Source organism: Cytobacillus massiliigabonensis, assembly GCF_900199725.1.
GTDB classification, from domain to species: Bacteria; Bacillota; Bacilli; order Bacillales; family Cytobacillaceae; genus Cytobacillus; species Cytobacillus massiliigabonensis.
In genome coordinates this window covers 313,127-327,025 of the sequence record NZ_LT904904.1, presented here as the reverse complement: position 1 = coordinate 327,025, position 13,899 = coordinate 313,127, and the positions used below count along the sequence as shown (strand labels likewise).

Below are 13,899 nucleotides of genomic sequence, written 5' to 3'. Positions count from 1 at the left end.
CCTTTTTGGTCAACATCCTTCATTCACATAGTCTATTCAAAAACAACAAACTTTTAGAAAAGAATCAAAATCTAAATATATTTACTTCCTTCCCTGACACTTAAATTTGGCAGGGCTGTTGATTCTATAAATGTTCTTACTGATGCGGGATTTGTTTTTGAGTATTCGCGAAGTGCCCAGCCAATCGCTTTTTGGATAAAGAACTCCTTGCTCTCCTTATTTTGAACGATATAGCGGTATAATAGCTCTTCATCTGTATGAGCTTTATATTTAAGCTGAAAGAGGATAGACGAGCGGCGCAGCCATAAATGATCACCATAGGCCCAATCTTCTATCCTTTCAGCAATGACATCCGGATGCTCGGAAGCAATGGCTCCAACAGGTTTGGGTGCAAGGACATCCACCGTATCCCACCAAGATTTAGTGGTAATTAGTTCTTCCAATAAAGGGAGATGGTGTTTCTCCAGCTTCTTTATTGAATGAACGATATAATCGAGTGCAGCATACTGATACTCTCTTTCTTTCATTTGCCATAGGGACCGGACAAAACCTTCCTGAAAATCTTCCTTTAAGATCCCGCTTTCTTTAAAAAATTGTTTCACTAACCATCTTCTTTCTGGTGTTTTTATCCCGAGAAACGGAAAATGATTTTTCATATAATTTTGCATGGGAATCGCCTTTTCCTCATCCCTATTTTGCTCAAATATATAAACTAATACGTGCAGCATCGCTACTTGCCCCTTTTTCCTCATATTCATTCATTGTAGCTACAAATGATATAAATCATTCACTCATAATAAGAAAAAGGCATCACCGCTCTTAGCAGTCACGCCCTATCAATTAAAACGGTCCATTAACATGGTCATTTTTTATATTATTATACATATGGGATTCGATATAGGCTCTCTCCGATTCTGAAATATGCTTCGCATTTTCTTCAGGATCAAAATTCTTTATTCCGTGCTTTTTATTCCACCAGTCTACAAGAAAACCGATACCAAGCAAAGAAACACATAGAATGACTAAAAACCACATTATCATCACTCCCTCTCCCTTATTATAACACTTTTCTGAAAATAATGATGAACAAAATGTAAATTTCTGCTTGCTTCTCCCGTTACGTTAGGTTTTATGATAAAAGTATAAAGAGGATTGGAGGCATAATCATGGCTGAAAAATATTCCATTGGTGAGTTTGCAAAAAAAACTGGAACAACCATCCGAGCTCTTCGTTATTATGATGAAATTCATTTGCTTAAGCCAACTTTAGTCTCTCCTTCCGGGAGAAGATATTATTCGAATAATGACATCATTCAATTGCAAAAAATTGTAGCACTGAAATTTTTAGGCTATTCCTTAGAAAAAATAAATGAGTTCCTTCATTTAAAAGATTGGGATTTAAAGGACTCACTTGCATTTCAAAAACAGGAAATGCAACAGAAAAAGAAGCATATTGAACGTGTCATCCGTGCATTAGACCAGGCACTTCATATAATGGAAGACCAAGGGACGGTTAACTCCTCCATTTTTATATCATTAATTAATAATATTCAGATGGAAGATGAGCATAAAGAATGGCTGAAGGGACTGATTCCTGAAAGTACGGTTGAAGGATTGTACGAAATATCAGAGGAAAAACAACAGGAGCTAAATACAAGGACAGCTATTCTTTTCACTAAAATGAAAGAAGCGGTTGGAAAAAATCCCGAAAGTGACGATGTACAAGAGTTGATTCAGCAATATATGGACATTACGGAAGATGTATTAGGAGGATCGTTAGAGCTGATTCAGGATTTAATTAATAGCCAGGTCGAAATTGAAGATGACCCTAAATTATTCCCCTCTCCATTTACTTTTGAAGAAGAAGAATGGGTTGGGAAAGCAATGGAAGTTTATTTAAAAAGGAAAGGTGTGCTATTTGATGGAGACAAAACCAGCTAATAAAGAGATAACCTCTACCAATTGGAAGGCGTTCTGGCAATTATTAAAAGATGCAAACCCGCCAAAGTGGATTTTTATTCTCGCTATTTTATTAAGCTTAATCGAGACCGGAGCAGGTTTAATTGTCCCGCTTTTTACAAAGTCACTTGTTGATCAGCTGGCAGCATCTGCTCTTGAAGCCTCATTAATTATTCTGCTGGCAGCTGCTTTTATTATCCAAACCGTTTCTTCCGGGTTTTCCTTCTACTTTATGACTTATATCGGGGAAGCGATTGTTTCATCCATAAGAAAACGGCTATGGGAGCAAGTGTTATCTCTTCCTATTCCGTTTTTCGACCAGCATCAATCTGGTGAAACGATGAGCAGGGTGACACAGGACACCAACATTGTTAAAAATTTAATCACGCAGCATTTAATCACTTTTTTAACTGGGCTTATATCTATTATCGGTTCCATCATCATTCTCCTTTTAATTGATTGGAAAATGACGCTTATCATGATTATCTCCGTACCTATTTCAGTCATTATCATCATGCCGCTTGGACAAAAAATGTATAAAATCTCCAAGTCTACTCAAGATGAAATGGCCGACTTCTCAGGAAACCTTGGGCGTGTTTTGGCGGATATTCGCCTGGTGAAGGCTTACCATGCTGAGAATACGGAAAAAGTGAAAGGGAATCAAGGCATCCAGCATCTTTTTCAGTATGGTCTCAGAGAGGCAAGAATTCAAGCAGTCATTTCACCATTTATGACGTTTATTATGATGCTAGTTCTCGTCATTTTAATCGGTTATGGCGGCGTTCAAGTAGCATCTGGCGCCCTCTCAGCAGGCTCCCTTGTTGCAATTATTATCTATATGTTTCAAATCGTTGTTCCCTTCACACAAATGGCCTCCTTTTTTACCGCTTTTCAAAAGGCCGTTGGGGCAACAGAACGAATCCAAGAGATTCTTGGCGTTGAGAAAGAAGCATCATTACAAACTCGCACTGTTGAAAATTCAGCGCAGGACCTTACCTTTCATAATCTTTCATTTGCCTATAAGGAAAATCCTATTATTAAAAATATGAGCTTAACTATTCCATCTGGAAAAACAACAGCTTTTGTCGGACCGAGCGGGAGCGGAAAAACCACTTTATTTGCACTGCTTGAGCGATTTTACAAGCCAGAATCTGGGGAAATCCTCCTTGGCGATACAAACATTACTGCCTTTAATCTCTACTCTTGGAGAAGCCAGATTGGTTATGTTTCGCAGGAAAGTCCTCTCATGTCAGGAACGATAAAAGAAAATATCTGTTATGGAATCGAACATCAAGTATCGGATGAAGAAATCCAGCATGCAGCCGAGCTTGCCAACGCAGCAGAATTTATCGAACGGCTGCCGAAAGGATTTGAAACAGAAGTTGGGGAGAGAGGAATGAAGCTTTCTGGAGGTCAGAGGCAAAGAATTGCCATCGCGAGGGCTTTAATTCGAAACCCAAAAATCCTCCTTCTAGATGAGGCTACCTCCAATCTTGATAGCGCCTCAGAACATCTCGTCCAACAGGCCCTGCAGAAGTTAATGGATGGAAGGACTACACTTGTCATCGCCCATCGTTTATCGACAATTGTTGACGCAGACCAAATTGCAGTAATTGAGGACGGATGTATTACAGGTACAGGTTCACATCATGAATTGCTTGAAACACATGCATTGTATAGGAAGCTGGCAGAGCAGCAGCTTAAAGGGGAGATTTTGGAAGTATAAGAGCACATCGATGGAAATCAAACTCACAGCTTTTTACAAAAGGCTTAAGGAAAAGCTCATCTTTCCCTTAAGCCTTTAACGGCTGATATCCATCCTGATAGATACGGCTAATAATGGATTCAATCGCAGGCTCTTCCACCGTTAAATCTTTTACACTATGAGTCTTTGTAATTTGGGCAATTAATTCGGAAGCAGATACTTCATCACGATTAAATTTAATCCAATAGCGGTTTCCTTCCGCTTTACATACCTCCCCACCCATTAGCTGTAAGCTACGGGAAGGCTCCTCTAGATCAACAATAAGTGTACGGATTTTGCCGAACCTCTCCTTAATCATCGATATTTCCCCGTCATACACCTTCATGCCGTGGTCAATTAGAATCATCCGTTCACAAAGCTTTTCAATGTCCTCCATATCATGGGTCGTTAAGATCACCGTAATTTTCCGCTCTTGATTAATCTCTTTAATGAACGTCCGCATTTTCTCTTTTGCAACCACATCAAGACCAATCGTCGGTTCATCAAGAAACAAAATAGGTGGATCATGCAGCAATGAGGCAGCGATATCAGCCCTCATCCTTTGTCCAAGAGATAATTGTCTTACAGGTGTATTCAAAAATTCATCCAATCCAAGAATTTCTGTAAATGTGTTCATATTTTTCTTATAACGCTGATTGGAAACTTGATAGATTTCTTTCAATAGATCAAAAGATTCAATCGTTGGCAAATCCCACCATAGCTGTGATCGCTGTCCGAAAACAACGCCAATGCTTTTCGCATTTTCCTGCCTATTTTCATATGGAACAAGCCCATTAACTAGAACATTTCCCGAGCTTGGGACGAGAATTCCAGTGAGCATTTTAATAGTTGTTGACTTTCCGGCCCCATTTGGACCGATATAGCCGACAATCTCACCTTCATTAATAGAAAAGCTAATATCTTTAACAGCCTCTTTTTTTATATATTCGCGCTTAATTAGACTTTTTAAAGCCCCCATCATCCCTGTTTCTCTTTTTGCAATCATGAAGTCCTTTCTTACGTTCTCTACTTTAATAATCGGCATCCTTACTTCCTCCTACCCTTATGAGCCTGTGCTCTTATACCGGCTTAATCCTAGCATCCAAACACAATAGGCAATAATAAAGAATACAATGCCTACTAGTGGAGAAAAATAGCCGATACTTGCAGGGAAAAATGGCGTTCCTTTTTCTAAAATAACTGCAGCAGGAAAATAGTTTACAAATCCAAATGGGACAACAAACGCGGCAATCCATTGCACAATTTTCGGATAAATAACTAGCGGATAGTTCGTTAGATTTCTTGCCGGATACATGACAACCCAGTAGAATTGCTGAGATTTCGTTGTCCAAAAGGAAATCGCCGAAATCAATACGAGCATCCCCCCTTGGATGAGTATGCCCCCGATAATGGAAGCGAGCAAAAACAGCACTTTTCCGCTGGACCACTCAATTTGCAATTCAAGACTAACCCAAATAAAAATTAGCAGACTAAAAATAAACTGTCCGAATGAGGCCATATCAAACTTCATCGCCATGAAATGAAAAAAGGGATTAATCGGCCTGACTAAAAAGCGGTCGAATGTACCGTTTAAAATATATGTATCCAGACTGCGAAAGTGTAAAAATAGGATGACACAAAAACCCCAAGAGAGGATAGCAATCGCGTATAGGAAAAGCATTTCAAAAAAGTTCCATGAACCTAGCACTTGAAACTGATAGAGCATCACCCACATTGTCACTGCCGTGCCCGTATAAGCTGTAATCAAACCGATTATCCTCATGATAAAAGCAAACCTGTACTGTAACTGGGCACGTATTCCTGCCGAAACTAACTTAAAGTAGAGATTTACATATTTTAAGGCAGCCATTCGTTAACCTCCCTGTACAACAACTTTATGTGAGGCTCTATTCCAAACAAGTCTTAATAGGAAATAGCAAATAAACACCCAGAAAATCTGCAAGCCAAGAGAGAGCAAGATTTCTCCTCCAGTAATTTCCCCAATAAAAATAGCATTTGGTATGTAATAGATTCCTTGAAAAGGCAGATAGGCCGCGATTTTTGCCAGCCACTCAGGGAAAAACCATAGAGGAATGACTGAGCCTGAGAGCAGGGACATCGCAAAGTAAAAAATATCCTCAATCCCTCCAGTTTCCACTAAAAAGAAGGAGAGCAGACCGAAGGACATTTCGATGCAATACCGGATTAAAAAGCCGATAAACGAAGCGGCAATAAAGCCAGCCCAAGTAAATATATTCCCAGGGAGCGTAAAATCCATAAAAATAAATAAAATCGCATAAATAGGCAAGAGAGCTGTAACGATATAAAAGGCGACACTGCCAAAATCAGCAAATAAATATCTTAGTGGAATATTGAAAGGTCTCATTAATTCAAGAGCAATGTCTCCTGTTCTAACCTTCTCTTGTATTTCCCATAGAGGTGTACCTGCCCCATTCACTCCAGTCAAAAATTGGCTGACAACAATATAAGTCAGCATAGCTTGAAAGCTAATGCCGCCTGCTTCTTCCCTTCCCGCATAAAGGGCAGTCCAAATCGAACCCCACATGAGAAGGAAAATAAGATTAGAGCCTAACCTTGACCAAACATCAAACCGGTACACGGCTGAACGAAGAAAAGCCTTTTTCGTAAAGATCCAGTAAACATGAAATCTGGACACCTCCCCATCTCCTCTATCTGATTTTTAAATATTTTAACACAATTCAGTCTGATTAACACAATAGACATTTTTTATAAATAAAAGGAGGGAAACTGTGGAAGCTAAATAAAAAAGGTTGGCATTTCTATGAATATGAATTAAAATGAGTTTTGTCTTATAAATATAACTAACAAAGGTGATCGTTTTGATTGACACAACTAGAAAGAAAGTCACTCCTTTAGATGTATTAAAATTTCTTATTCCTTCCCTTATCGGGATTAGCTTATTTATTGTTCCGTTAAAATATAACGATGAGATTACCATTCCGATTGCAATTCTTTCAGGGTGGATTCAAGATGTACTTGCTGACTATCTGCCAGCAATTATGACTGTCATCATTATTTTGACGCTGTTAGGTACAGTTATCGCAAAACTCTTCAAACCGGCATTTATCATTAATCGTCCTTTTTTCAATATTTTATTTAATGTACCAACTGTCTGGTTTGGAGCAAGAATACTCGGGACTCTTTTTGTGATTGCCGCATTTTTTAAAATTGGCCCTGAGTTTATTTGGTCAGAAAACACGGGTGGCTTACTGCTAAATGATTTGCTTCCTGTCCTTTTCTCTGTATTTTTATTTGCCGGCTTGTTTCTTCCTTTATTATTAGACTTCGGTCTTCTAGAATTTTTCGGTTCCATGCTGACAAAGGTGATGCGCCCAATTTTTAAGCTTCCAGGAAGATCATCTATCGATTGTATTGCTTCATGGCTAGGTGATGGAACAATTGGTGTCTTGCTTACGAGCAAGCAATATGAAGAAGGATATTACACGAAGAGGGAAGCGGCGATTATTGGTACGACGTTCTCAGTCGTTTCAATTACATTTGCCCTTGTGGTAATTTCTCAAGTTAATTTAGGTCATTTATTTGGTCCTTTTTACTTGACTGTGACTTTAGCAGGATTAGTGGCTGCCATTATTTGTCCAAGAATTCCACCCCTATCAAGAAAGCCAGATACGTACATCGGAGACCAAAAATCAGAATTGGACGAATCCATTCCAAAAGGGTACACAGCATTTAGCTGGGGGGTTGTCCAAGCTGTTGATAAAGCAAAAGGGAACCAAAGCATTAAAAGATTCTTTGAGCAAGGATCAAAAAACATTCTGGATATGTGGATGGGTGTAGCCCCCATTGTTATGGCACTCGGTACGATTGCCCTGATTCTAGCAGAGTATACACCGATATTTAAATTTCTTGGCATCCCGTTTATTCCGCTGCTTGAAATTATGCAGGTTCCAGAAGCAAAGGCTGCGTCTGAGACATTGATTGTCGGATTTGCTGATATGTTTCTCCCATCAGTCATTGGTGCATCCATTGAGAGTGAAATGACCCGCTTTATTGTTGCGGCTGTATCTGTTACACAGCTTATTTATATGTCAGAGGTTGGCGGACTTTTACTCGGTTCAAAAATACCCGTTTCATTAAAGGATCTGTTTATTATCTTTTTGGAAAGAACAATTATTACATTGCCAGTCATTGTATTGGCTGCACATCTTATCTTTTAAGAACAAATGCGCAAGCGCCTTGATCAGCCTCAGGCATAGCACAAGTCGTGCCTCACGGAAAGGTGTCCTTTACCTTTCTGGAAGGTTTGGCTTGTGACCTCGAGGGGGTAGGCGCTGGAGCTGGATGCAGACAACATGTCACAAAGTTATCCGCAACATTCATTTTTTTATTTCCTAGAATATGACAAAAAGACGGACTCTTTAGAAGTCCGTCTTTTTGTTTAATAGCATTGGAAAGAACGGATTCTGTTAAGATCTGTTCCATAAAATACCCAGCGGAAACCTCTCCAGCGCCAGCCAGCTACTGAAGTTCTTCCTACAAATGTTGGGAAAAACCAAAAGCTCCGCCCGTTTTCAAGCCAGATGAAAGTAAAACGGCGTAGACAGCCTCTAATAGCTCCTGGATCTACTGCAAATGTACCAAAAGATGCTTGCTGCTGCATTTGTGGTGTAAAGGATGGCGGGGGTGATGATGGCGGTCCATCCTGCTGCCCCCCTCCGCCTTGCTGTTGACCAGGCTGACCCTGCCCTGGCGGAAATCCTGGCGGAAATCCAGGTGGGAATCCCGGCAGTCCGCCTCCACCACCAGGAAATATTCTGTCATCCATTATTGGACCTACATTATAAGGAAATGAATAAGGATAGTTTCGATAATCCATTGATTTTTTTCTCCTCTCTTCATGCATTCCATTTAATGTATGCCAGTAGCCTATTTTTGTGTTTGACTGTTTCTATTTAATTTTAGATATAATTTATTGGTTAATTCCAAAGTTACAAATTCAGTCCATTTGTTCACGAACTGTGACTGGCGCCATGTTGGAGATCTCTGTTCGGATGTTGTTTTTTATCCTGTCCACGACTGAGAAATCCATTGCATCTATATAAATCGCTTCTAATTTATCACGGTATTCCTTTGCCTGTGCCAGGAAGAAAATAGCCTCTTTCATTTTTGCTTTATACTGTGTGCTTATCTCGTTAATTTGTTCTGCAAATATCTCATCCGTTCCTGGTGTGACAAATTCTTCATACGTATCGATTATTTCATCCCCGGCCAAACTTGGAAAATATTCATGTGGACTTGTGCTATCAAATATCGCTAAACCAAGCTCACGAATAATTAACATATCTAAGCTATGAGGATCGAAACCACAATGGTAAATTTCAATATCTAATCCTCTATATACAGCCTCAGAAGCAAGTTTTTTCAGCATAGTTGATTTTCCTGTTCCCGCTCGGCCTTTTATAAAATACCGCTTTGGCAGATCTTCTGTTAGATTGGGGACAAAATCCACCGCACCCTTCGGTGTTGCTGCTCCTAAAAATCGATGCCTCACATCTGATTGCTTATTTAAATGGATATTTCCATAAAAATTAGCGATCAACTTATTTGTAAGCTGATCCGCCTTACCAAAATCCATATGATCAAAATAAATATTTTCCCAGCTATCATGTATTTTTAATGCTTCTCCAAATGTACTGTATGCAGCTTCAAACGATTTGCTTACCTCCTTGCTAATTTGAATAATCGTTTCCTTCTGATTAGCAAGTGCCTTTGAATCCCATGCCTCCCCAAGATTCACATATTCCTCTATCGCTCCAGGCGCCTTAGGCTCTATGATATGCGGGGCTGTTCCATCAACGATGCCCACTTTTAGTTCCGGGATCAAAACTCCATCAATGGAGTCATTATCTGAAGAACAATGAAGATATTCTATATCATAGCCCTTATCGGACCATTCTGTTCCAATTGCTTTCATTAGAGAGGATTTCCCTGTCCCAGGACCGCCCTTTAGTATAAAAATGCGATTGAGCCCTTGCAGATTCGAATCATACAAGCTATAAAAACCACGGGCTGTATTTCCGCCGGCAAAGTAATTTTTTATCTTTCCAGCCACTTTTACACGTCCTTTCCCGTTCTTTAGCTAATTTGTTTTCACCTTTACAATATGCAAGATGAGTATCATGGGTGAATGCCCAGTTAAAATAGAATTTGCATGCATTCAAAAAAAAGAATGCCTGCAATTCTTGCAGGCACCCTCTAAAGGAAATTTTCTATTCCATTTTACAAATATCCGCTTCTTTTCCTTGAATGACTTGAATTAAGTCATAAGGATTCATTTCCATTTGTAAGCCTATTTTCCCTCCGCTAACAATGATCCTTTCCAGTTTTAACGCCTGTACAGCAATAAATGCTGGATATTGCTTTTTCATGCCAACTGGTGAGCATCCTCCGCGAATATAGCCTGTTAGCTTCTGGATATCCTTAACAGGGATCATTTCCATCTTTTTTTCTCCTGCAGCTTTTGCTGCCTTTTTCAAATCAAGCTCGTCCCCTACTGGAATGATGTAAACATATACTTGTTTACTGCCTCCACAAGCTACAAGTGTCTTATAAACTGATTTAGGATCCCGATTAATTTTTTCTGCAACTGACAGCCCATCGATTTTCCCATCCTGATTATCATAGGTAATTAATTCATAGGATACTTTTCTCGAATCAAGAATACGCATGGCATTTGTCTTCCCTTGCGCCATGTTGCTCCCCCCTTTATGAAAGGAATAGTTAATTTAGAAAATACTCGCAAAAATTAATATGTATACTTTGAAAATTTTGACTTATATTTAAGAAAAAGTGCTATCATAGAAGTTGACATATTTATAATAGTAGCTTATCTGTCATATCCTTGTCTAATTAACTTTGATTGCCATAAAACAACAAATGAGGGGTACATATGAATGCTGGGAAAGATTACTTTAGATCATCCGCAATTATTTATCCAGGCTTTTGAGAATTCTGCAATTGGAATGGCATTAATAGCAGCAAATAGCGGAGAACTATTAAAGGTAAATCAAGCTCTTTGCTGCATCCTTGGCTATGAAGAACAGGAGATGCTGAAATTAAAAATATTTGATATCACTCATCCAGACGATTCAGCACACGATTTACATATTGTACATTTATTATTAGATGGGAAAGAGCATTCCTACCATTCAGAAAGACGTTACATACATAAGGAAGGGTATGAAATATGGGCATTAATGAGCGTCTCTTTAGTAAGAGACGAGCAGCAAAACCCCATTTTTTATATTAGTCAAATCCAGGACATTTCTAACAGAAAGCGAACAGAGGAAAAGCTCCGAGAAGGGGAAGATAGATACCACCGGATTGTAGAAGAATCCCCTGATGGTGTGATTATTTTGCGGGAAGAGCGTTGTCTCTTCATTAATCAAACGGGTGTTGAAATGCTTCGTTTAAAAGGAAAGAGTGACATTGTTGGAAGACCTATTTATGACTTTGTTCATCCAGATGATCACCAGCGCTTAAAACAGCGTGATATGCATAAGGATTTAATTGGACCCATTGAAAAACGCTTTATTCGTATGGATGGAATAGTAATTGATGTGGAACTGAAAACAATCCCAACCATCTACCAAGACATGTCAGCGGTTCATGTCATTATGAGAGATATTAGTGAACGAAAGCAAACCCAGGATTTAATTATTAATTCCGAAAAGCTGACAATCGCCGGGCAATTGGCTGCGGGCATCGCGCATGAAGTTAGAAACCCCTTAACTGCCATTAAAGGTTTTTTCCAAATGATGGAGAGGGATCTTAAAGGCAATAAAATGTATTTTGATGTGATCAGTTCAGAGATCAGCCGAATTGAAACCATTCTTAATGAACTATTAGTACTTGCAAGACCACAAAAAATTAAATATGAGCTTCAGAATATTGAGGTCATTATCAATCATGTCATTACACTATTAAGAACACAATCCAATTTAAATAGCATCGAATTAATCAAAAGCATCGAACCTAACTTGCCTCCCATCAAATGTAATGAAAATCAATTAAAACAAGTGTTTATCAACTTTCTAAAAAATGCAATTGAAGCGATGGAACAAGGCGGAAGAATAACGATTGATATCCGTAAACATTATTCAGATACGATAATGATTCAGATTATTGATCAAGGCAGCGGTATACCTGAACACCTATTAAGCAAAATTGGAGAGCCTTTTTTTACAACAAAAGAACAAGGAACAGGTCTTGGCTTAATGATTTGTAAAAATATTATTGAGGAGCATAAAGGAAATCTAAAGATTGAGAGCTCTTCCAATGGAACGAAAGTAGAAATATTTTTGCCATTATTATAAACTTGCTTGCAAAGGACTGGCTGCCTGCGAAATATCTCCAAATATATAACAAAAGCTATTAACAAAACATCTGCAAACAGCTTAAGCGCAGCAAGAGTGCTGCGCTTTTTTATCTTCTGCAATGAATAAACTATCCCTTCAAAAGCCCCTGAATAACAAAATTTGTAATATTAGGGACGATATCCAATGAATAAGCCATTTCCATTCGCTCTAGTTTTTTATGGGCATCCACACCATAGGGTCCAATATTTATGACTGGTACATTTAATTTTCTAATATCATTGTATTCAACAAAATGCTTTGTTCCCCATCCAGGATTATTATCGGAAACAGCACGTATTCCTTCTTCATCATCGCTTAAAGCAACAAAGCTCATGTCCGAAATGTAGGGGAAGAAGTTTCTAGTCACAATCGGATGCGGATATTCAGGCTGTACTTGTTCAACTGCCTGCTCTAACGCTTGAATCAGCGCCTGCTCTTTATCTGTTTTTCCTGTTAACTCAATTCTTGGTGAATACAAGGAGGAGTAGAAAAGAATAATTGCTGGACTTTTATCGGCCATCCACTTCCACGCTTCCTCTACTACTCTCGCTGCAAACATACGTGTATCCAAATCAGGATCCTGCATAAGTGATTCTTTAAAAGCAGCCATATGGCTCACATACGCATGCCCATTTTCCTCAATAAGCATTTGTTCCATTTCTTCATAGGTATAGACTCTTGAACGCCAAGGGATGTTTCTATAAGGTTCTCTGCTTTGCTCACAATACTTTTTATATCGTTCATCAAATGTGGCTAATGCATGATCAAAAGCAATAGAAGCTTGCTCTTTCAGCTTAATTAATACATCCTTTGGTGTCCATGAATGAATAAAAAAATTGTAATAAACATAGGCAGATAATGCCGTTTGAACAGTATATGATGGTTTTAAATCCGTCTGCTTTAACGAAACCGGCGGAACGGTCGTTTCTCCATTTGCTTCATTGCAGAGGTCTGGATTATAATCAATCTGCTTGGTCAGCTCTGCTGTAATGAAATTTGGATCCAACCCCTCAAAACAAGAACCAACATGTGTTTCTGCTCCCGTTATGAAAAATGAAGGCAAGAGCTTGCCTACGGTACCTTTATAGATATAACGGTTCGTATCTCCTTCATACCTTGGCGACACGAAATCAGCATTGATTGCCGCCACATAATCAAATCCATGTTCTTCTTTCCATGCTTGGAATATTTTCAATGCGGATAACACACCGTGAGAGCCATCTTCTTCATCACATTCTGCTAGAAAAACAATATTTCCATCCAGCTCTTCAGGATGCTGAGAGTAATATTTTAGCAGATAAAGATTGCTCGCTACTCCGCTCTTCATATCAAGGATGCCGCGCCCAAACAGCCATTCACCCGATTCCAAATGATCTCTGGCAGAACTCGGCAAATCTTCTGATTTCAACGCTTCCATTAATTCATCCGGAGAACAGGCAAAGTCCTTCAATTGGTTAAAATCATCAATTCCAACTGTATCCATATGCCCCATCAATATGATTGTACGATTGCTCTTTCCCTTTGTTCCCTTAACAAATGCTAACACATTGTATCTTTCATTCGTATCGTTTATTGTTCGATCCATCCTCACGTGTGACGGATGTTCAGCGAAATATGGAAATGACGAAATCAAAGTAAACAAGGAATGGGCAATGACTTTTTCTCCATCCGTATTCACAATGCTTTCAATATTGACGAGCTGTTTCGTCAGTGCTAGTACATCTTCACGGCATTGAAGCATCCTTTGCATCCCCTTTTTCAAAGTCTTTCGTAAAAA

At 39.0% G+C, this 13,899-nt stretch carries 13 protein-coding genes; 4 read left to right on the top strand and 9 right to left on the bottom strand.

Translation table 11 applies throughout. From position 1 onward, the window contains the following. Window positions 1-71 precede the first annotated feature (71 nt). Window positions 72-728 (bottom strand): DNA alkylation repair protein, encoded by a 657-nt coding sequence (locus tag C1726_RS12880; RefSeq protein ID WP_102273529.1) that lies wholly within the window; start codon window positions 726-728, stop codon window positions 72-74. A 112-nt stretch (window positions 729-840) separates the two neighbouring features. Next, complete coding sequence (locus C1726_RS12875) at window positions 841-1,041, bottom strand: hypothetical protein (RefSeq protein WP_235822772.1); 201 nt, start codon at window positions 1,039-1,041, stop codon at window positions 841-843. 125 nt (window positions 1,042-1,166) lie between these two features. Between C1726_RS12875 and C1726_RS12870 the strand changes: the two genes are divergently transcribed. Both C1726_RS12870 and C1726_RS12865 read left to right on the top strand, forming a co-directional pair. After that, window positions 1,167-1,940 carry a MerR family transcriptional regulator gene (locus tag C1726_RS12870; protein WP_102273527.1) on the top strand — a complete coding sequence of 258 codons (774 nt, stop codon included), beginning with the start codon at window positions 1,167-1,169 and terminating at the stop codon, window positions 1,938-1,940. Next, window positions 1,921-3,684, top strand: coding sequence for an ABC transporter ATP-binding protein (locus C1726_RS12865; RefSeq protein WP_102273526.1), 1,764 nt, complete (start codon window positions 1,921-1,923; stop codon window positions 3,682-3,684). Before C1726_RS12870 ends, C1726_RS12865 begins: the two co-directional genes overlap by 20 nt. Window positions 3,685-3,751: 67 nt before the next feature. Here C1726_RS12865 and C1726_RS12860 read toward each other — a convergent pair whose 3' ends face one another. The 3 genes from C1726_RS12860 to C1726_RS12850 are packed head-to-tail and all read right to left on the bottom strand — an operon-like array spanning window position 3,752 to window position 6,379. Further along, on the bottom strand, window positions 3,752-4,747 hold the full coding sequence (locus tag C1726_RS12860) for an ABC transporter ATP-binding protein (RefSeq protein ID WP_102273525.1): 996 nt from the start codon (window positions 4,745-4,747) through the stop codon (window positions 3,752-3,754). Between the two features lie 18 nt (window positions 4,748-4,765). Then, window positions 4,766-5,572 carry an ABC transporter permease gene (locus C1726_RS12855; protein WP_102273524.1) on the bottom strand — a complete coding sequence of 269 codons (807 nt, stop codon included), beginning with the start codon at window positions 5,570-5,572 and terminating at the stop codon, window positions 4,766-4,768. A gap of 3 nt (window positions 5,573-5,575) precedes the next feature. Continuing rightward, complete coding sequence (locus C1726_RS12850; RefSeq protein ID WP_102273523.1) at window positions 5,576-6,379, bottom strand: ABC transporter permease; 804 nt, start codon at window positions 6,377-6,379, stop codon at window positions 5,576-5,578. A 187-nt stretch (window positions 6,380-6,566) separates the two neighbouring features. Here C1726_RS12850 and C1726_RS12845 point away from each other — a divergent pair, with 187 nt between their 5' ends. After that, on the top strand, window positions 6,567-7,922 hold the full coding sequence (locus tag C1726_RS12845; RefSeq protein ID WP_102275798.1) for a YjiH family protein: 1,356 nt from the start codon (window positions 6,567-6,569) through the stop codon (window positions 7,920-7,922). 221 nt (window positions 7,923-8,143) lie between these two features. On the opposite strand, the gene C1726_RS12840 is transcribed toward C1726_RS12845, so the two are convergent. The 3 genes from C1726_RS12840 to ybaK form a co-directional block, all read right to left on the bottom strand. Beyond that, a complete protein-coding gene (locus tag C1726_RS12840) occupies window positions 8,144-8,581 on the bottom strand; it encodes a hypothetical protein (RefSeq protein ID WP_102273522.1) in 438 nt (145 codons plus the stop codon). A 120-nt stretch (window positions 8,582-8,701) separates the two neighbouring features. Then, window positions 8,702-9,817 carry a PRK06851 family protein gene (locus tag C1726_RS12835; RefSeq protein ID WP_102273521.1) on the bottom strand — a complete coding sequence of 372 codons (1,116 nt, stop codon included), beginning with the start codon at window positions 9,815-9,817 and terminating at the stop codon, window positions 8,702-8,704. Between the two features lie 157 nt (window positions 9,818-9,974). After that, window positions 9,975-10,457, bottom strand: coding sequence for a Cys-tRNA(Pro) deacylase (ybaK, locus tag C1726_RS12830; RefSeq protein ID WP_102273520.1), 483 nt, complete (start codon window positions 10,455-10,457; stop codon window positions 9,975-9,977). A 201-nt stretch (window positions 10,458-10,658) separates the two neighbouring features. Here ybaK and C1726_RS12825 point away from each other — a divergent pair, with 201 nt between their 5' ends. After that, window positions 10,659-12,080, top strand: coding sequence for a PAS domain S-box protein (locus C1726_RS12825; protein ID WP_102273519.1), 1,422 nt, complete (start codon window positions 10,659-10,661; stop codon window positions 12,078-12,080). A gap of 130 nt (window positions 12,081-12,210) precedes the next feature. Here C1726_RS12825 and C1726_RS12820 read toward each other — a convergent pair whose 3' ends face one another. Next, window positions 12,211-13,863, bottom strand: a complete 1,653-nt coding sequence (locus C1726_RS12820; RefSeq protein WP_102273518.1) for a M20/M25/M40 family metallo-hydrolase — start codon at window positions 13,861-13,863, stop codon at window positions 12,211-12,213. Between the last annotated feature and the right edge of the window lie 36 nt (window positions 13,864-13,899).

Bases quoted from the DNA above. Each gene is read 5' to 3' on its own strand.
- C1726_RS12880 (WP_102273529.1), bottom strand. From the start codon at position 728: ATGCTGCACGTATTAGTTTATATATTTGAGCAAAATAGGGATGAGGAA.
- C1726_RS12875 (WP_235822772.1), bottom strand. From the start codon at position 1,041: ATGATAATGTGGTTTTTAGTCATTCTATGTGTTTCTTTGCTTGGTATC.
- C1726_RS12870 (WP_102273527.1), top strand. From the start codon at position 1,167: ATGGCTGAAAAATATTCCATTGGTGAGTTTGCAAAAAAAACTGGAACA.
- C1726_RS12865 (WP_102273526.1), top strand. From the start codon at position 1,921: ATGGAGACAAAACCAGCTAATAAAGAGATAACCTCTACCAATTGGAAG.
- C1726_RS12860 (WP_102273525.1), bottom strand. From the start codon at position 4,747: ATGCCGATTATTAAAGTAGAGAACGTAAGAAAGGACTTCATGATTGCA.
- C1726_RS12855 (WP_102273524.1), bottom strand. From the start codon at position 5,572: ATGGCTGCCTTAAAATATGTAAATCTCTACTTTAAGTTAGTTTCGGCA.
- C1726_RS12840 (WP_102273522.1), bottom strand. From the start codon at position 8,581: ATGGATTATCGAAACTATCCTTATTCATTTCCTTATAATGTAGGTCCA.
- ybaK (WP_102273520.1), bottom strand. From the start codon at position 10,457: ATGGCGCAAGGGAAGACAAATGCCATGCGTATTCTTGATTCGAGAAAA.
- C1726_RS12825 (WP_102273519.1), top strand. From the start codon at position 10,659: ATGCTGGGAAAGATTACTTTAGATCATCCGCAATTATTTATCCAGGCT.
- C1726_RS12820 (WP_102273518.1), bottom strand. From the start codon at position 13,863: ATGCTTCAATGCCGTGAAGATGTACTAGCACTGACGAAACAGCTCGTC.